This window comes from Nonomuraea turcica, from assembly GCF_030718205.1.
In the GTDB taxonomy this organism is placed as follows: domain Bacteria; phylum Actinomycetota; class Actinomycetes; order Streptosporangiales; family Streptosporangiaceae; genus Nonomuraea.
In genome coordinates, this window is the sequence record NZ_JAUZQF010000024.1 from 14,372 (window position 1) to 30,717 (window position 16,346).

Genomic DNA, 16,346 nt, shown 5'->3' on the forward strand with positions numbered 1-16,346 from the left:
GTCCGGTTGCCCTGGGCGACGGAGTCCGCGGACGAGCTGCTGCTCAAGGAGCCCAAGCCCGGCCGCTCACCACCACCATCGGCGGCAGCTACGACATCGTCGTCGAAGCCACCTCACGCGCCCCAGGCCTGCGCCGAGCGCTCACCGCAACGGCTGCCGGCGGCGTGTGCACCGCAGTCGGCTACTACCTCACCACCGGCACCCGCATCCCGTTCATGCACATGTACGCCACCGACATCACCCTCCGGGTAGGCGTCTGCCACGCCCGCGCCACCCTCCCCGAGCTCCTGGAGTTCGTCCACCGCACCGGCTTTCCCGCCGAACGCGTCACCACCCTGCTCGCAGACTGGGACGACGCCCCCAGCGCCGCTTCCAGCTCCCACCTGAGTACCGCGCCGTCGCCGCGCATCGGGAGGCCGCTGGGCATCGAACGAGCCCGGGCACGGCGTTCTTCACCCCGGCCCTGACCGTTGAGGGCCGACGGCCTCACCTGCCGGCCCCGACCGGCTCGGCATCGGGACTGGCGGCTGGTGGGGTGGCGCTGCGCAGCGGGACCTGGCGGATGAAGAAGGCCACGACGATGCCGACGGCGGTCACGGCCGCGCCCCAGGTGAACAGGGCCGTGATGCCGTCGGTGACGGCCTGCTGGAACAGGTGCCGCGCTGCTTCGGGCAGGGCACGTAGCGCTTGCGGGGTCATCGAGGCGGCGGAGGCGGCCACACTCTGCGCGGCCGGCCCGGCACCGGCCAGCGAGTCGGCCAGTTGACTGGTGTAGACGGCGCCGAGCAGGGAGACGCCGAGTGAGCTGCCCATGCTGCGCAGGAAGGTCGACACCCCGGTGCCCGCGCCCATGTCGCGCAGGTCGAGGCTGTTCTGGGCGATGAGGGTGCTGGTCTGCATCAGCGCGCCCATGCCGGCGCCCAGGACCACCATGTACAGGGCCGTCGTCGTGGTGCTGGTGTCGAGGTCCACGGTGGCGAACAGGGCCAGGCCGGCGGTGACGAGGATGGAGCCGACGATGGGCCACGATTTGTAGTGCCCGGTCTTGCCGATCAGCGCGCCGCCGGCCAGGCTGACGATCATCGCGGCGATCATCATCGGCATGAGCAGCAGGCCGCTGTTGGTGGCCGAGGAGCCCTGGACGAACTGCTGGAACTGCGGCAGGAAGCCGATGGCGCCGAACATCGCGAAACCCGAGATGAAGGCGACGGCGCCGGCCAGGGAGAAGTTGCGGCTCTTGAAGACGCGCAGCGGCATGATCGGCTCGGCTGCCCGCCGCTGGACGATCACGAAAGCGACGAAGGTGGCCACTGCCAGCGCCGCCAGGCCGAGGATCTGCGGCGAGCTCCAGTCGTACTGGGTGCCGCCCCAGCTGGTGATGAGCACCAGCGCGGTGATCCACACCGTCAGCAGCGCGGTGCCCCACCAGTCGATCACGGCTTTGCCGGTGCCCTTGGGCAGCTTGGCCAGGGTGATCCAGCACAGGATCAGGGTGATGGCGCCGAGCGGCAGGTTGACGTAGAAGGCCCAGCGCCAGCTGAGGTTGTCGGTGATGAAGCCGCCGATGAGCGGCCCGCCGATCATCGCCACCGGCATGGCGGCCATCATCACACCCTGGTACTTGCTGCGATCCCGCGGCGGGATCATCTCACCGATGATCGACAGCACGCCGACCATCAGGCCGCCCGCTCCCAGACCCTGCAGGGCGCGGAAGCCGATCAGCTGCGCCATGTCCTGCGACATCCCGCACAGGACCGAGCCGAGCAGGAAGAGCGCCACGGCGGCGACGAAGGTGATGCGCCGGCCGTACAGGTCGCCGAGCTTGCCCCAGATCGGTGTGGCCACGGTGGAGGCCAGGACGTAGCCGGTGGTCACCCAGGCCAGATGGTTCAGGCCGCCCAGCTCGCCGACGATGGTCGGCAGCGCCGGAGCGACGATCATGTTGTCGAGCATCGCCAGCAGCATGGCGATGACCAGGCCGCTCATCGTCACAAGAATCTGGCGATGACTGAACCCCAGTCCGCCCTGCTGCTCCGGCGTCGGGGGACTTGGTGCGTCCTTCGTGCTCTCTTCTGCCATCACGTGTGCTCCAGTCATTCGGATAGAGATACGGGCCGGTCGGTGAGCGTACTTGCTAGTCGACCGGTAAGTGATCGGGGAACGGGCTTGGCCACGATCACGAGCTTTGCCGCGGCCGCATGTGCCTACCGGTCGGTTAGTAAGATACTTGCTAACCGACCGGTAAGCAACGGGGTGTAGACTTCGGGAGAGCTGAGCTTGGGAGCAAGGAAGAGCGATGACCGAGACGGAACAGGGGACGGCTCCGCGACGTAAGGGCAGCCAGACGCGGGCCGACATCCAGCAGGCCGCGCTGACGCTGTTCACCGAGCGCGGCTACGACGCCACCTCGATGCGCGAGATCGCCGAGCAGATCGGCATCACCAAGGCAGCGCTCTACTACCATTTCGACAGCAAAGAGGCGATCGTCCTCAGCCTCTTCCAAGAGAACATGCGCGCGCTCGACGACCTGCTGGACTGGGCCGCAGGCCAGCCGCTGACTCCCGAGCTGTCCGCCGAGTTCCTGGGCCGCTGGATCGCCCAGGGTGCACGGGAGGGACTGCGGACCATGCGGTTCGTCGCCGCCAACCATGCCGCGCTGCGCACGGTGATGCCGCTGCGGCAGGGCGGCCCGCTGGACCGGGTCGACAGGGCGGCACGGCTCCTCCTCGGCCCCGACGCGCCGCTGGCTGAGCGCCTGCGCATCCGCATGGCCCTCCTCAGCGTGCACAACGCCGTGATGGCGTCCCGGGGCACCGAGGCCACGGACGACGACATCCTCGCCATCGCCATGCACGCGGCGACTTTGCTGGTCGGCGACCTGTTCCCGGCGCCGCGTTTCCCCGTTTCCGAGTAAGCGCCGCTTGCGACGGCCCGAGCTCCTGCTCGACCACCCGCCTGCCGGCCTGGGTGAGCGGTGCTCAGTCGGGACGTCTGGCTGCCCGGGTGTGCAGGTCCCGCATCTCCTTGTCGAGGGGTGGCACCGGCCCTATCACAGAGATGTCGGGTGCGATCTCAGTGATCGGCAGGCTTCGCACGGGTGAAGCGGGGCGCCCGAGCGCTGTGCGCCACTCGACGAGCTGTGCGGCGGAGTGGATGTAGATGATCCGGCCCAGCCCGACCCAGGCATGAGCCGCCGAGCACATCGGGCAGTGCTCACCCGACGTGTATACCGTGGCAGTTGATCGCTGCCGTGGCGTGAGGTTCGCTGCCGCCCACCGGGATAGGGCGATCTCGGGGTGGGCGGTCGGGTCATTGGTGGTGGCCTCGCGGTTGCGGTCCTCAGACAGGACGGCTCCATCGGCATCCGTGAGAACGGATCCAAACGGGTCGTCGCCCGCCTCGAGGGCTTCGGTGGCGAGCTCGATGCAACGGCGTAGATGCGTGAGGTCAGTGGATGTGAGATTGTCGGCGGTCATCGTGGTCCTCCCCGGTTTCATGAGAGCCTGAGTTCTCCGCGACCCGTGACGATCCCGGACCCGGAGATCCGTACCCGGTCGCCGTTGACCTCGACCTGGATCCGGCTGGGCCGCCCGAGCTCATGGCCTTGCTCGATGACGACCAGACCCCCATGGACCCGTTGTGTTCGAGTGAGCAGGGCGGCGAGCGGGCCCGCAGCCGTGCCGGTGGCCGGATCCTCGACGATGCCCACGGTGGGATTGAAGAACCGGCTGTAGGCGTCCGCCTTTGGCTCCCCGGGTGCGCTGGTGTAGACGTAGCAGCCTTCGGCGCCCGCCTCGGCCAGGATCGCAGCCAAGGCCCGAGGCTCGACAGCGGTGCCGTCGACAGCCGGGCGATCGACCAGCGGGACGAGCAAGTGGGCAACTCCCGTGGAGACGACCTGCGTCGGCTGATCAGGTGAAAGGTTCTCGGGCCCGAGTCCGAGTGCGGCAGCGAGGCGACGTGCGTCCTCGACCACGGGCCCGAACACGGGTGAGGACTGCTCCATCACAATCCGGACACCTCCCCCGGGCTGGCGGACGACCTCGACCGGCAGCACGTCCGCGCCGATCTCCTGCATCAGCGTCCGTGACGGTTCATCTCCGGTCAGTCCCTGATCGGCGAGCCACAGCCAGGCGCCGAGTGCGTTGTGGCCGGCACCGTCGACTTCGGCGCCGATCGGAGTGAACGACCGCAACCGCCATGCGGCAGCCGGTTGGGTGGGCTGGAGCAGGAAGGTGGTCTCGGATTGGTTGAACTCGCGGGCGATGGCGCGCATCTGGTCCACAGTCAGGTCGTCCGCGTCCGGCACCAGGGCCAGCGGGTTACCGGTCAGCGGGCGCTCAGCGAAGACATCAATGAAGAAGAACGGTGTCCATGTCGTCACGAGGTCAAGGTTAGGGATCTCGAATGGGGTGTCACACCCCCACCAGTCGGTCAGTCTGCTGGACGACGTGGACCGCGCCCTGATCGCCGCCATCCAGACCGACGGCCGCGCGACCCTGGCCAAGCACGTGCGGGATGTACGTGCGCGTGGCTCAGCGGCGCGGTGACCCGATCGAGCGTCCACCGCGCTCAACCGGAGTAATCAAGAGGCTTACCTCCGTGGAGGTCAGCCCCGCTCCGGCCGACGGAACCCCGACGAACTCGAACGGGTCACTCCAGATGTGATCAGCGCCACCAAGTTCAACGTCGTCATCCGTGGCTACCCGGGCACGGTCGTCATCTGCTCGGCGGCCCGGTGGTCGACTCAGCCGTTGGTGAAGTATCGGTCGAAGCAATAGGATTGGTCGCCGCCCTGGACGTAGATGCAGATATGGAATCTCGCTGGGCCGTCCAGCAGACTGACGTTCCAGCCGGGTGATGTCCCGTCATTGACGTACCGGGAGTTCCGAACCGTCCACGTTCCATCCGCCCGCCGGCTCGAGGTCGTTATCAGCACCCCATAGCCGTCACGGTTATCGTGGACAGTCACTTCATTGTTGTCCGTGCCGCCAGAACTCTGGTACCGATCCACGAAGCCCACGGTTCCGCCATAGGTGCCGCCCGCGGCGGCGGGCTTGTCGTAGTACAGGGTGAAGGTTGAGGCTTGTGCCGGAGTTGCCAAGGCCAGGAGCGCGGCCAAGGCCGTGGCCGATACGGCAAGGATTTGCCGTGTGCTCTTCCAACGAGCTTTCTGTTGCGCCTTCGACATCTTTACGGTCCTTTCCTAGGCCGACTAGTGCACGTCGCTGGATAACACGTGCTGAGCGAATCACACCTCAGGTGTCACGGACTCCCTGGGGTGATGACGAGCACTCCCGTGGCGAGCGCCACGCTCAGCAATTTGCTTCGTATCCTGGAACCCCTTTCGATGTGGTGAGCCGAATTTACGCGAGCGTAATGGAGCTCGGAATATTCCTGGAATATGGCCAGCCATCCGGCGGTTGTCTCAGCACCGCACCGCCTCCAAGGCCCGCTCGACCGTGTGACCTTCCTCGACCTCGACGTGGCTGGTGACAAGTCGGTCACCGCCGCGGTCCAGCGGGTGATCGAGCGGTTTGGGCGGATTGACGTGCTGGTCAACGCTGAGCAGAGACGAGGCGCTGAGGGGCTGCCCTTTCGGATTTAGGAGGAGCGAGCCGGTCTCCGGCTGGGATACGCCACGTGTACCGAAGATGTTCTGTGCATATACCGCCCTACGGCACTGTGGGGGCGGTCACTCAATTGACCGTGCTGGGCTCCACAGGATGCGACGACATCGGAGATGGGAAGGTTCATGCGCAAAGGACAACGGCTCGCGTGGTTCATGGCGTCGGCGATGCTCGCTTTGGGGATAGTGGTCGGAGGCAGCGGGATGTCGACCGCCAGCGCCGACATCGTCAGGCCCTACCTCTACTGGTCGGAGGACAGGGGTCAATGCGGTGGTGTGTGGACGAACTACCTCGGGACGCGGACCTACGACCCGAACACGCACAGCGTCAAGCGGCTGAAGAGGACTGAGACGACGTCGACCAGCATGACGAGGATCTGGAACCAGAACGGTGTACGTCAGGCCAAGGTGTACGACGTTTGCACGAACGGACGCATTGTCCGCAAGTTCAATCCGTCGGCTTATAGGCACCGGTCCATCAAGGTGAGCTACGTCTGTTTCGCCGGTCGCTGCCGAGTCACCAGCACCCTCTATGGCAGCTGGCTGAGCGGGACTGGCACCCCGCTGTAGCGAATCATCCGCCCTCTCGCCGCCGCGGGTCAGCGGACGGTGCGGGGGCGGATGATGGCGTTGGCGCGGAATCCAGGTCCAGCCGCTGCAGCCGGGCGCCGGCCTCCAGCACGTCGCGCTCGGTCACGGTCCCTTGCACCGCGCCGCCCCGCCGGCATGGGCGCAATCGGTGCCGTTGAGGAAAGCTCCGTCGCGCAGGCCCGGGACCTCTTCAACGTCAACGTCTTCGGTGCGGCCCCAATGGCAGGAGTTTGAGCGTTCGTGATCTTGTCTTTGCTGGTCATGCGGCTCGTGGTTGGGCCGTTCGAGGGACCGGCGGGTGCGGGATGATGCTGTGGGCCACGCGGTAGGTGGTCCTGGAGTTTTCACGCGGGGGATGGCACCGCCGACCGTCAGTTGGCGGTTGTCAACGGCGACGTGTCGCCGAACAGCCAGGCTGCCCTTCACGCGCGAGCCGGTCGTCCAGCATTCTCGCGTCGTTCTCGTGCGAGATCCCGCGGAACAGTTCGCGGGCTTCGTTCCAAATGGTTGTGGCCGTCTGATGGTCGCCGGCGGCGTCGTGGGCATCGCCGAGGGCGCGGAGCGTCCGCGCCAGGTAGGGGATCGAGCCGCGGGTCCGCCACATCCGGACCGAGCGTTCGAGGGTGGCGATGGCGGCGGGAAGGTCTCCTTCGGCCAGGTCCAACTGCCCGAGAACGCTGAGCGAGTCGGCGAGATAATGGCCGAAGTTGCCGTCCTCGCTGTAAGCCAGCGTCAGTTCGGCGGTCGCCCTGGCACGCTCGTCCCCGACCGTGGCGAACAGCTTCGAGAGGTAGAGCAGCGAGAACGTCTCCAGATAGCGGTAGTTCAACCGCCGTGCCATTTCCAGGGACCTCTCCAGCAGTTCCTGGCCGCCCGCGATGTCACCGCAGAACGATTTCGCCGCGCCAAGGAACTGGGTGATCGTCGTGGTGTAGTGAGGGTTGCCGAGCGCCTCGGCGACCTTCGTGGCCTCCTCCAGGACCGAGAGCGCCCCTTGAGGGTCGTCCTCGCCGTGGATGATCGCCATCACGTGATAGGCCCGCGCCTGGCCGCCGAGGTAGTCCGCGTCGGTGGCCGTCCGCAGAGCGCGCTCCGCAAGGGCGAGCGCTTGTGCACCACCGTTCCCGTCGGCCGTCATGCTCCAGGCCAGGGTCGCCAAGGCGTCGGCCATCCCGACCGGATCGTTCAGCATGGTGAACAGGCCGAGGAGCTGCGAAGCGCCGGCCCGCATCCGTGTCATCGCCGGTCCGGGGCCCGGCGGTGAGTTCCAGGTGGTGACCTCCAGGAGGCCGCGCATCAGCACGGCCTCGCCGCGCTTGTCGCCGGTCTCACGGCAGAGCGCGAGCGCCTGCTCGTGCATGCGCTGCCAGCCGTCATACACGCCGCGCACGTTGAGGTACGTCTCGGTGGACCCCGCGAGGTCCCATGCGAGTTGGGTCAGGCGCGCCTCGCACGCTTGGGCGACCCCCGCCATCAGCGCGGCGTGCTCCGCGCCGAACCACGCCATCGGGTCGGCCAGCAGCGGGCCGGAGACCGCCGCGGGCAGCCGCCATCGCGGCGCACGGCTGTGCATGCGTGCGGAGCAGGGGCCCGGTACGTGCTCCACTGCGACCTCCGCCAGCGCCAGCCACGCACCCAGGGCCCGCTGGAGCGCGGCCTGGCGCTCGGGTTCCGAATCCTCGCGCTGCGCCCGCTCGCGCGCGTACAACCGGATCAGGTCGTGGAACCGATACCTGAGCCTGCCCGTCTCGTCCGTCCCGGTGAGGTTCAGCAGATGAGCGTCGACCAGGGTTTCGATCTCGTGTTCCGCCTGTCGTACCGGCACGTCCAGGAGGGCCGCCACCGCCCAGGAGGCGAAATCGGGCGCGTCGAGCAGTCCGGCCAGCCGGAAGGCCCGCTGCGCGCCTGCGGGAAGCGTCCGGTAGCTCATCTCGAATCCCGCGCGGATGTCGAGGTCGCCCGCCACAAGTTCGTCCAGCCTGTGCCGTTCCTCCCCGAGGACGCCGGCGAGGTGGGACAGACTCCACTGCCTTCTGCCGAGGAGCCTGGCCGCCGAGATGCGGACCGCCAGCGGTACCCGGCCGCACAACCGGGTGATCTCCAGAGCGGCGTCCGGGTCGTCCTGGACGCGTTCGTCGCCGATGATCCTTCTCAGCAGGCCCATGGCCTGGGCCGACGGCAGGACGTCGAGTTCCAGCAGGCTCGCGCCCTCGAGACCGACCAGCCGGACACGTCCGGTGAGGAGCACGGCCGTGCCGGGAGCTCCGGGCAGGAGCGGCCGCACCTGCTCCTCCCCGGCGACATTGTCGAGCAGGATGAGAATTCTGCGTCCGGCCAGGCAGCTCCGGTAGAAGGCCACGCGTTCTTCGAGGGAGCCGGGTATGCCGGTGGTGCTGATGCCCAGTGCGAACAGGAACCGGCTGAGCACGTCCTCTGGGCGGGCGGGGTCGGCGGAGGCGCCGCGCAGGTCCGCGTAGAGCTGGCCGTCGGGAAAGTGACCCGCGATCCGGTGCGCGACGTGCACGGCGAGCGTGGTTTTGCCCAGGCCTCCCAGACCCGCGATGCTGGCCATGGCGACGGTGCCCGGCCGCGGTTTGGTGAGGGCCTCGGTGAGGTCCGCCACCTCGTCGTCTCTGCCCGTGAAATCCGCGATGTCCGGCGGCAACTCGGCGGGGGTTAGGGCCGCCTGAGGTTCAGGCATCGGGGCCGTGGCATGGACGGGACCGTCGGCGGGCAGGGCACGCATGTGGGCGTGCTGCACGTTCTCGCTCGGCTCGATGCCCAGATCATCCGACAGACGTGCGGCAAGGTCACGGTGGGCCCGTGTGGCCTCCGCAGGGGAGCCCGTGATCGTCGCCATGACGTGAGGAACGAGGTCGAGTGAGGAGTCCTGAGTGAGGATTCTCTGATGCATGTCGTGCAACTCTTCGGCCGGGTCCAGACCGGTCTCCTCGACCAGGATCTTGCGGGCACGCGTGTATTCGGCGAGCGCGTCCGCCCGCCGGCCACAGCGGTACAGCGCCAGCATCAGCTGCGCGCGCAGCCGCTCCCGCAGGGGGTACTGCCTGGTGAGCGCGGTCAGCTCGCCTAACAGCCCGGCGTGGCGTCCCAGCCTCAGGTCCACGGCGATCCGCGACTGCAGGACCGACAGGCGGACCTCGTCCAGCCGCGCGGCCTCCGCGGCCAGCATCGGGATATCGGTCATGCCGACGAACGCGGGCCCGCGCCAGAGACTCAGCGCCTCGTGCAGGCGGCGGGTCGCCTCCTCCGGCTCGCCGGCGGCCTCCACCGCCTGCCCTGAGCCGGCCAAGTTCTCGAACCTCGCCGCATCCAGCTCGTCCCGGGCCACCCGTACCAGATAGCCGGGGCCCTGCCGCACGACGCGAGCCCGGTCGCCCAGGTGCCGCCGGAGTCGGTGGACGTAGGTCTGCACATTCTTGGTGGCGCTCTTCGGAGGGGTGTTCCCCCACAGCGCCACGGCCAGTTGATCTTCCGAAACCGGGTTACCCGCTTGGCACAGCAGAACCGCTAGCAGCACCCGCGCCTTGGGCGTGCCGAGATCGAGCTGCTGACCCTCTCGCCACACCGCCAGCGGACCTAGTATCCCAAACTTCATCGTGCCCCCTCGGCTGGGACGCACTGTAAACCTGGACGGCCTGTTTTGTCGGTCCACTCGGTCAAGAAACCATTGCGAACTCTTCGCGACCGGCCCTCGATCCGCCGACGGCATCGGCGTCGAACGCGCCTGGCCGCGGCGGCTGCGTCTCAACGGGCTCATCCGCCGGCTACACCAAGGTCTACAACCGGCTGCCACCTTGACACCAACGTCCAGAAGCTCAAGACCGAAGATCGTTAGGCCCCTCGGAAGACCGGAAAAGCTCGGTGACCACGGGATATTCCCGGCGTATTCCAGGCTGCCACCGGCGTACGCAAGGATCCAGCCAGGAGTTGTGAGCAACGGCCGCACGAACGCCTGTTGTCGCGACGGCCGACATTACCCCTCAAAACTCACAAATCGGCTTAGGTCGATCCGCCAGCAAAAATGATCTGGTTCGGAAGGGACAGAAAGCCCATGAACAAGCTGGCCAAATTCGCCGCGGTAGGCCTTGGCGCCGTGACTGCGAGCGTCGTTCTCGCGCAGCCCGCGTCCGCTGCCGACTACAGCTGGAATGTCGGCGACGGGGTCATCACCTACACCGACAGCTCCAACACGCTCTGTATACGCGCCTACGACACCGAGGGTGCCCGTCAGGTGGACACGAACCTATTTTGGGACGACAAAAACTACTACTACGGTGACCGCGGCGCCAGTTGCGGGATCGTGGGGGGCCGCGAGCTCCCCGAGGGCACGAGGATCGTCATGTACGTCAGGTCCTACTGGGGCGAGCGTGGCACCTGGGTGTCCAGGGGGTCCAAGACCTTCTACCGCTAATCGCTTTCTGACATGGCCGGGTTCCCGTGCACCGGGCGGCGTACGGGGAACCTTTCTCTTTCCGGATGAGGAGCAATGAAGAATCTGATCAAAGCGGTCACCGTCGGCATTGGCGTTGTGGCGGCGAGCGTTGTTCTCGCACAACCGGCCCTCGCTGTGAATTTCATCCGAGACATCGGCGACGGGACCGTCCGCTACACCGACGACACCAATCAGATGTGCCTCCAGGCGGACAACACCTTTGGGACGGCCTGGGTGGAAGTGGCCGTGTCCCGCCAGGGCGGGGGCGGAACACCCATCGTCATCAGAGACGACAACGTCGGTCATCCGGGCGCCACCTGCAGGGTCCTCAACGTTCCTGAGAACGTCACCTACCAGGCCGTATACCGGAGCTACTGGGAAGGGCGGGGCACCCCAATACGTGGGGTTTTCTACTTCACTACCTGACCGTCCCGGCAAGGCGGACTCCCCGTCCACCACCTGCACGGCATACGGGGAGTCCGCATCCGACAAGGCACGTCGGCCGGCAGTAGATCACCGCGCCGGTCCGCCCCCGATCGCAAAGGGTTTTCCATGAACAAATGCATGAGTGTGGCCCTCGTGGCAATGGTCGCCACGGGATCCTTGTTCGTCGGAGCGGCGCCGGCACAGGCCGCCAACCGCGACAACTGCCGCGGAGCCGTCTCCAGCATCTACACGAGCGGCTCTGCCGTCGTCGCCTCGTACGTTGTCGTATGCGACCGGATCCAGGACCGCATCATCGTCTCGGCGGACGTCAACCGCCACACTATCCCGATGAAAACCGAGCGCAGTTTGAAGACCTGTGACAACGCCACCAGGTGTAGCGTCCAGCCACGGATCTCTAATCCCACCGGCAGGCAGTTGTTCTCCGGAGCGGTCTTTGCTGCGACCGCCAGGCGAGGTAGCTACCTCGCAGGATGTGGGTATGTAGAAGGCGTGCTGAGCGGGGGCATGGCCCTGGACGCGATCATGACCTGCAGATCCTCGGACGAGTATCACTGAGGCCGGTCTGAATCAAGGCGGTGATCTCTGGCCACCAGGTCTCGATCGTGGTGGCCAGGCCTTCCAGCTCGGGCAGACGGGAGGCGGCGCAGCGGTCGTAGAAGCGGAACAACCGGTCGGCGATGACGGTCCGACCGGGATGGGTGCGGGCCGAACCTGCTCATGATCCCGCAGTGGTGCACCGAAGAGATCCTGCGCGCCAAGATCGGCTGAGGGACGCGCCGGCGCTCGACCGATCTTGGGCGTGGCCGGGACCGTTAGTTGCGGTACTTGCAGTTGATGTGTGCGGATCCCCTGATGCCGGTCCACTTGCATGTGCTGTACGCAGGGCTGAGCCGTGGATGCGTCATCGTGGTATGCCCAGTTGAACCCCTCGAGCTATATGACGCGTTCGTGAGGTTCGAGTCGGAATATAGGTACACGGTCGTCCATGTTCCGGACTCGACAGTGCCTCCCGTGATCGATAGGTAGGAAGCACTACCACATTCCCTGCCCTGGCCGATGTCGCGGTTGCAGTACGTGATGAGAGCGGCGTGCGCGGTCCCGGTCGTACCGGCGAATGCCGGAAGCGATAGGAGGAGGGTCAGAATGAGGTGCAGAGGCCTCTTGCGGATGGGCATGGCCTGATTCCTTGTCTCGGAGGCCTTCATCGCACCGGGGTGGGGGCCAGGTCGGAGAGTGTGAAGGTCCCGCTCGTGCCGGTAACGCTTCGAGGCGCGTTCGGCTCCGCAGCGGGATCGGACAGCACCAGGTTGGGTGACACCACGGTGTACCCGTCGCCCAGTCGAGAGGCGGGCACGCCATCCGGCAGGAGATAGGCCTCACTTGCGCCGGGTGGGCCGGCCACCTGTAGGCCTACGCCCTTCTTGGTGAAATCGGACGGCGGCGCGCACGAAGCGCCGGCGACAAAGTCGGCCTCCGTGTCACCGATGACCGTGATCAGGCAGAGCTCACCGTTGGCATCGGTCCCGGACCAGTACGTGCCGGCGCCGGAGGAACCAAGTCGCCGAGTCGTGGCCGGGGCGACCAGTTCACCGACCTCGGTCCCGGAGGAGATGAACTCGGGCAGGTGGTCCGCCGGAGTCTGCCTCTCGGACATCAGCGACATGTGCTCGGCCGCGCCCTTCGACGTCGCGGTGTCGGCCTGCGCCGTAGCGAGCAGGGAAAGGCCGATCGTAGTGGCCGCGACACCAGCGGCAGCCGCCAGGATCAACGATTTTCTCATGACGAAATCCTCTCTACTGCTGTCGCGACTATGAAGCAATGCGTGATTGGCAGTTCAGGGGCCTGCTGCCGGTCGAGCCCGCGAGAACCCATTTGCAGCCGCTGCGGCCATAGTCGTAGCGCGGGTGACTGAGAACGACGATTCCGCTCGCGCTGTTGGAGGTGGCGTACAAGCCACCGTCCGCACCGTTGTAGGTGTTCGCATACAGACGGGCGACGCCGCGGTCGAGGCTGGTTCGGCCGCCGCTCCTGGGGCCCATCGCCGCGTGGAGGTAGAGGGTGCCGGCCCTGGCCGAACTATTCTTGTATGTCGTGTAGTAATCGGCGTACGCCGCACCGGGAGTCACGACTATCGTCGCACCGGCGGCCACAACCACCATGAGACTGGATTTGAGTTTCATCAGTTCCTTTCGAACGGTGGGTGGAAAATGAGCTCTGCCGCGTCCTGATTATGAATCTGACTGGAATACTGGCGGAACATTTCTGGTACATGATCTGAGTATTCCGGCCGTGTACCGCCGGGTGCTTAGATCTCCCGCAGGAACCTCGACAAAGTGGAGTCAAATGATGATGGTCATCCGTCGGCCCGGTTTGCGCCGCACCGGAGTGATCGCTCTCGCGGCCGCAACGGCGGCGATCGGTGCGGTCACCTTGGCCGGCCCGGCGCACGCGGACTTTTTCGTCGGAATGTTCAAGACGAAGGCCGCCTGTGAACGGGAGCGACCCAAGTACAAGTCGTCGTGGACTACGCCGAGGCCGTGCTACTACTACACGGCCAATCCTCCGGCTTCCGGGTCCTGGGGATTCTCTGTGGACGAGCGGTACTGACCCACGCTCTTCGGGCCTGGGGTCGGTAGGGGAGTAGCGACAGCGTTTGTCATGTGATGGGCCTGGACGCGCGCTGCCGAGCCACACCGACATGCGCCCGGCAACCGGTCTGGCGGACCGGACCTGTTACCTTCTCCCGTCGGCACTCGTCATAGGTGCGACGACCGAATACAACGGTCGTCACACCGACGAGTGAATCGAGAGCAGGATGCTGACCAACCTCATGTACGTGACGATCTACGTCACCGATCAGGACCGCGCGCTGGAGTTCTACACCCAGGGACTCGGCCTGGACAAGCGGATCGACTTCTCGGGGCCCGACGGCCGGTTCCTCACCGTCGGCGTTCCCGATAGCCCGGTGCAGATCCTCCTGTGGTCGCATGCGGCGGCCGCGGGTCAGCCGGGCGACGTGGGCCAGGCTGGCGCGCCCGGTCCGCTGATCCTCGAATCCGATGATTTGCGAAAGGACTTCGAGATCCTGCGCCGGCGCGGCGTCACCTTCGAAGAGTGGGAACCCGTGGACTATCCGTTCGGGGTCCGTATCGAGGCGGTGGACCCGGACGGTAACCGGGTCTCGCTCCGTCAGCAGCGAAAGCCGTGACCACCCACCCGTCCGGCCTCGTGACCGAGGCGTTCGAAGCCCAGCGCGATCGGCTGCGCGCCCTCGCGTACCGCGTGCTGGGCTCGCACGCCGACGCCGAGGACGTAGTCCAGGAAGCCTGGATGCGCCTGGTCCGCCAGGACGAGGCGACCATCGGCAACCTGGCGGGTTGGCTGACCACGGTGGTCGGCCGAATCAGCCTGGACCTCCTGAGATCCCGTCAAGCCCACCCCGAGACCGCCTACGGGCACGAGTTTGCGGACCTCGTGGTGACGCCCGCCGACGACCCCGCGCCGGACGAGCAGGTGGCGTTGGCCGATTCGGTCGGCCTCGCCCTGCTCGTCGTGCTCGACTCGCTTACCCCGAGCGAGCGCCTGGCGTTCGTCCTGCACGACATGTTCGCGGTCCCGTTCCGCGAAATCGGTCAGATCCTGGGCAAATCCGCCGACGCCACCAAGATGATCGCCAGCCGCGCCCGCCGCAAGGTCCAAGCCACGGACCGGCCGGCGGGCCCCGGCCGCGAGCACCAAGAGGTCGTCCAGGCATTCCGCGCCGCCGCGCTCAGCGGCGACTTCGAAGCGCTCCTGCGTGTCCTCGACCCGAACGTGAAGCTGACCGTCGACACCCCGGACGGCATGGTCGTCACCCTCGGCGCCACTGAGGTCGCCGCCGGCGCCCGCATGTTCTCCGGCGAGGTCGCCCGCCAACGACCCGTGCTGGTCAACGGCATCCCCGGCCACATGTCCTGGCGCCCCGACGGAACGCCTCTCTCCGTCATCGCCTTCACGGTCACCGAAGGCCGGGTCGCCGCCATCCACATCGTCATCGACCCGGCCAAACTCGCCTCGATCCATCTGCCCGCCCCGGCCTGAGCTGGTGTCGTCAGGGTCGGCCCGTGCAGGGTGCTACATCCTGGGCCGACCGACCGATGTTGCTTCTTGAAGAGTCAGAAGCGTCTAACAAGCAAACACGCATCACTAGCAGGCGGTACATTGTTACCATGGTAACAGTTGAACGCACACAGACAGGCCTGCGGCTCGAGAAGAACGTGCTCAAGGTGCTTAAGGGACTGGCCGAATACCTCGACATCTCGCTCGGTGACCTGGTCGAGGGGATCGCGCTGCACTCCTTCGATGGCAAGGCGCCATTCACGCCCGTAACCCTGGCCAAGATCGAGCAACTCAAGGCTGTGTACGGCTTGACACTGACATCCGCCGATGCGCACCGGCTGACAGAGCGATGAGCGGCGCGCAGTACACGCTCACCGAACGGCTAGCGGTCGCGCTGCCGCCCGAGGAAGCATTCATGCTCTTCACGCCGCGCGGCGAGGAGCAGTGGGTGGCCGGGTGGCGGCCCCGTTTCCCTGTGAAGACCAGTGACGACTCCGTCCCCGGCACGGTCTTCGAGACCGGCGCGCACGGCAAGCGGACCATCTGGGTGGTGGTCGAGCGCGAGCCTGGACGGCGCGTCTCGTACGCCAGGGTAACGCCCGGCTCCCGGGCCGGGACCGTCACCGTCGAGGTGGACGCGGACGGGCAGGGCGGCAGCACGGTACGGGTCACGTACGGCCTGACCGCACTCACGCCAGAGGGCCAGGGGCCTCTGCGCGAGTTCGCCGAGCGCTATCCGGACTTCCTGCAGTCGTGGGAGGAGGAGATCGCCCGCCATCTCGGGTCCCGGCTGCCGAACACGGCCGCTCAGTCGTAAAAGGGCGACCGACCACGGGCCAGGTGACAGGCGGCCTTGGCGACCAGCAACGGGCCGGCCAGCCGACGGAGGTCGCCGTCGGCTCATCCGTGGGTCTTCGGTGAGCAGTCGCCGTACCGCGCCGGTCATGGCGACGTTGAGCCGGGTGCCGACGTTGACCTTGATGATCCCGGTGCGTCCCACCGCGGCGAGCTTGGCGTCGTCAAGCCCGGAGGACCCGTGCAGCACGATCGGCACCGGGCACCACGGCCCGCAGCGCCGCCACCTGCGGCAGCTGGGCCGCGGCATCGCGAGAGGTCATCGCGTGCGAT

Annotated in this window: 19 protein-coding genes and 1 pseudogene; 12 read left to right on the plus strand and 8 right to left on the minus strand. The window is 66.8% G+C overall.

The window, feature by feature from the left end:
• Positions 1–164: 164 nt before the first annotated feature.
• Positions 165–467 (plus strand): hypothetical protein, encoded by a 303-nt coding sequence (locus Q9G87_RS45325; RefSeq protein WP_305922839.1) that lies wholly within the window; start codon positions 165–167, stop codon positions 465–467.
• Positions 468–486: 19 nt separating this feature from the next.
• On the opposite strand, the gene Q9G87_RS45330 is transcribed toward Q9G87_RS45325, so the two are convergent.
• On the minus strand, positions 487–1,986 hold the full coding sequence (locus Q9G87_RS45330; RefSeq protein WP_305922840.1) for an MDR family MFS transporter: 1,500 nt from the start codon (positions 1,984–1,986) through the stop codon (positions 487–489).
• 310 nt (positions 1,987–2,296) lie between these two features.
• Here Q9G87_RS45330 and Q9G87_RS45335 point away from each other — a divergent pair, with 310 nt between their 5' ends.
• On the plus strand, positions 2,297–2,914 hold the full coding sequence (locus Q9G87_RS45335) for a TetR/AcrR family transcriptional regulator (protein WP_305922841.1): 618 nt from the start codon (positions 2,297–2,299) through the stop codon (positions 2,912–2,914).
• A 64-nt stretch (positions 2,915–2,978) separates the two neighbouring features.
• On the opposite strand, the gene Q9G87_RS45340 is transcribed toward Q9G87_RS45335, so the two are convergent.
• Together Q9G87_RS45340 and Q9G87_RS45345 are read right to left on the minus strand one after the other, a co-directional pair.
• Positions 2,979–3,476: a nucleoside deaminase gene (locus tag Q9G87_RS45340; RefSeq protein ID WP_305922842.1), complete on the minus strand. Its 498-nt coding sequence runs from the start codon at positions 3,474–3,476 to the stop codon at positions 2,979–2,981.
• Positions 3,477–3,493: 17 nt separating this feature from the next.
• Complete coding sequence (locus Q9G87_RS45345) at positions 3,494–4,384, minus strand: PhzF family phenazine biosynthesis protein (RefSeq protein WP_305922843.1); 891 nt, start codon at positions 4,382–4,384, stop codon at positions 3,494–3,496.
• A 28-nt stretch (positions 4,385–4,412) separates the two neighbouring features.
• On the opposite strand from Q9G87_RS45345, the gene Q9G87_RS45350 reads away from it, so the two are divergent.
• Positions 4,413–4,550: a hypothetical protein gene (locus tag Q9G87_RS45350; protein ID WP_305922844.1), complete on the plus strand. Its 138-nt coding sequence runs from the start codon at positions 4,413–4,415 to the stop codon at positions 4,548–4,550.
• A 197-nt stretch (positions 4,551–4,747) separates the two neighbouring features.
• Here the strand turns inward: Q9G87_RS45350 and Q9G87_RS45355 are convergent, their stop codons facing one another.
• Positions 4,748–5,191, minus strand: a complete 444-nt coding sequence (locus Q9G87_RS45355; RefSeq protein ID WP_305922845.1) for a hypothetical protein — start codon at positions 5,189–5,191, stop codon at positions 4,748–4,750.
• A gap of 273 nt (positions 5,192–5,464) precedes the next feature.
• Between Q9G87_RS45355 and Q9G87_RS45360 the strand changes: the two genes are divergently transcribed.
• Positions 5,465–5,608, plus strand: coding sequence for a hypothetical protein (locus tag Q9G87_RS45360; protein ID WP_305922846.1), 144 nt, complete (start codon positions 5,465–5,467; stop codon positions 5,606–5,608).
• A 147-nt stretch (positions 5,609–5,755) separates the two neighbouring features.
• Positions 5,756–6,199, plus strand: a complete 444-nt coding sequence (locus Q9G87_RS45365) for a hypothetical protein (RefSeq protein ID WP_305922847.1) — start codon at positions 5,756–5,758, stop codon at positions 6,197–6,199.
• Between the two features lie 406 nt (positions 6,200–6,605).
• Here the strand turns inward: Q9G87_RS45365 and Q9G87_RS45370 are convergent, their stop codons facing one another.
• Entirely contained in the window at positions 6,606–9,836 is a 3,231-nt protein-coding gene (locus Q9G87_RS45370) for an AfsR/SARP family transcriptional regulator (protein ID WP_305922848.1), read from the minus strand.
• 456 nt (positions 9,837–10,292) lie between these two features.
• Here Q9G87_RS45370 and Q9G87_RS45375 point away from each other — a divergent pair, with 456 nt between their 5' ends.
• The 3 genes from Q9G87_RS45375 (at position 10,293) to Q9G87_RS45385 (ending at position 11,675) form a co-directional block, all read left to right on the plus strand.
• Complete coding sequence (locus Q9G87_RS45375; RefSeq protein ID WP_305922849.1) at positions 10,293–10,652, plus strand: hypothetical protein; 360 nt, start codon at positions 10,293–10,295, stop codon at positions 10,650–10,652.
• Positions 10,653–10,727: 75 nt separating this feature from the next.
• Positions 10,728–11,099 (plus strand): hypothetical protein, encoded by a 372-nt coding sequence (locus Q9G87_RS45380; protein ID WP_305922850.1) that lies wholly within the window; start codon positions 10,728–10,730, stop codon positions 11,097–11,099.
• 138 nt (positions 11,100–11,237) lie between these two features.
• On the plus strand, positions 11,238–11,675 hold the full coding sequence (locus Q9G87_RS45385; RefSeq protein ID WP_305922851.1) for a hypothetical protein: 438 nt from the start codon (positions 11,238–11,240) through the stop codon (positions 11,673–11,675).
• 646 nt (positions 11,676–12,321) lie between these two features.
• Here the strand turns inward: Q9G87_RS45385 and Q9G87_RS45390 are convergent.
• Together Q9G87_RS45390 and Q9G87_RS45395 are read right to left on the minus strand one after the other, a co-directional pair.
• Positions 12,322–12,900, minus strand: a complete 579-nt coding sequence (locus Q9G87_RS45390; protein WP_305922852.1) for a hypothetical protein — start codon at positions 12,898–12,900, stop codon at positions 12,322–12,324.
• Positions 12,901–12,928: 28 nt separating this feature from the next.
• Complete coding sequence (locus Q9G87_RS45395; protein ID WP_305922853.1) at positions 12,929–13,300, minus strand: hypothetical protein; 372 nt, start codon at positions 13,298–13,300, stop codon at positions 12,929–12,931.
• A gap of 656 nt (positions 13,301–13,956) precedes the next feature.
• Between Q9G87_RS45395 and Q9G87_RS45400 the strand changes: the two genes are divergently transcribed.
• From Q9G87_RS45400 to Q9G87_RS45415, 4 genes are all read left to right on the plus strand, one after another.
• Positions 13,957–14,328 carry a VOC family protein gene (locus Q9G87_RS45400; RefSeq protein WP_305922854.1) on the plus strand — a complete coding sequence of 124 codons (372 nt, stop codon included), beginning with the start codon at positions 13,957–13,959 and terminating at the stop codon, positions 14,326–14,328.
• Complete coding sequence (locus Q9G87_RS45405; RefSeq protein ID WP_305922855.1) at positions 14,325–15,200, plus strand: sigma-70 family RNA polymerase sigma factor; 876 nt, start codon at positions 14,325–14,327, stop codon at positions 15,198–15,200. The genes Q9G87_RS45400 and Q9G87_RS45405 overlap by 4 nt, the downstream gene beginning before the upstream one ends.
• Before the next feature lie 128 nt (positions 15,201–15,328).
• A complete protein-coding gene (locus Q9G87_RS45410) occupies positions 15,329–15,571 on the plus strand; it encodes a hypothetical protein (protein ID WP_305922856.1) in 243 nt (80 codons plus the stop codon).
• Positions 15,568–16,035, plus strand: a complete 468-nt coding sequence (locus Q9G87_RS45415) for an SRPBCC family protein (RefSeq protein WP_305922857.1) — start codon at positions 15,568–15,570, stop codon at positions 16,033–16,035. Before Q9G87_RS45410 ends, Q9G87_RS45415 begins: the two co-directional genes overlap by 4 nt.
• Positions 16,036–16,137: 102 nt before the next feature.
• On the opposite strand, the pseudogene Q9G87_RS60970 reads toward Q9G87_RS45415, so the two are convergent.
• A pseudogene (locus Q9G87_RS60970) lies at positions 16,138–16,323 on the minus strand (class II fructose-bisphosphate aldolase); the annotation flags it as partial.
• Positions 16,324–16,346: the final 23 nt, after the last annotated feature.

Bases quoted from the DNA above. Each gene is read 5' to 3' on its own strand.
- Q9G87_RS45330 (WP_305922840.1), bottom strand. From the start codon at position 1,986: ATGAGCGGCCTGGTCATCGCCATGCTGCTGGCGATGCTCGACAACATG.
- Q9G87_RS45335 (WP_305922841.1), top strand. From the start codon at position 2,297: ATGACCGAGACGGAACAGGGGACGGCTCCGCGACGTAAGGGCAGCCAG.
- Q9G87_RS45340 (WP_305922842.1), bottom strand. From the start codon at position 3,476: ATGACCGCCGACAATCTCACATCCACTGACCTCACGCATCTACGCCGT.
- Q9G87_RS45355 (WP_305922845.1), bottom strand. From the start codon at position 5,191: ATGTCGAAGGCGCAACAGAAAGCTCGTTGGAAGAGCACACGGCAAATC.
- Q9G87_RS45365 (WP_305922847.1), top strand. From the start codon at position 5,756: ATGCGCAAAGGACAACGGCTCGCGTGGTTCATGGCGTCGGCGATGCTC.
- Q9G87_RS45370 (WP_305922848.1), bottom strand. From the start codon at position 9,836: ATGAAGTTTGGGATACTAGGTCCGCTGGCGGTGTGGCGAGAGGGTCAG.
- Q9G87_RS45375 (WP_305922849.1), top strand. From the start codon at position 10,293: ATGAACAAGCTGGCCAAATTCGCCGCGGTAGGCCTTGGCGCCGTGACT.
- Q9G87_RS45380 (WP_305922850.1), top strand. From the start codon at position 10,728: ATGAAGAATCTGATCAAAGCGGTCACCGTCGGCATTGGCGTTGTGGCG.
- Q9G87_RS45385 (WP_305922851.1), top strand. From the start codon at position 11,238: ATGAGTGTGGCCCTCGTGGCAATGGTCGCCACGGGATCCTTGTTCGTC.
- Q9G87_RS45390 (WP_305922852.1), bottom strand. From the start codon at position 12,900: ATGAGAAAATCGTTGATCCTGGCGGCTGCCGCTGGTGTCGCGGCCACT.
- Q9G87_RS45395 (WP_305922853.1), bottom strand. From the start codon at position 13,300: ATGAAACTCAAATCCAGTCTCATGGTGGTTGTGGCCGCCGGTGCGACG.
- Q9G87_RS45410 (WP_305922856.1), top strand. From the start codon at position 15,329: ATGGTAACAGTTGAACGCACACAGACAGGCCTGCGGCTCGAGAAGAAC.
- Q9G87_RS45415 (WP_305922857.1), top strand. From the start codon at position 15,568: ATGAGCGGCGCGCAGTACACGCTCACCGAACGGCTAGCGGTCGCGCTG.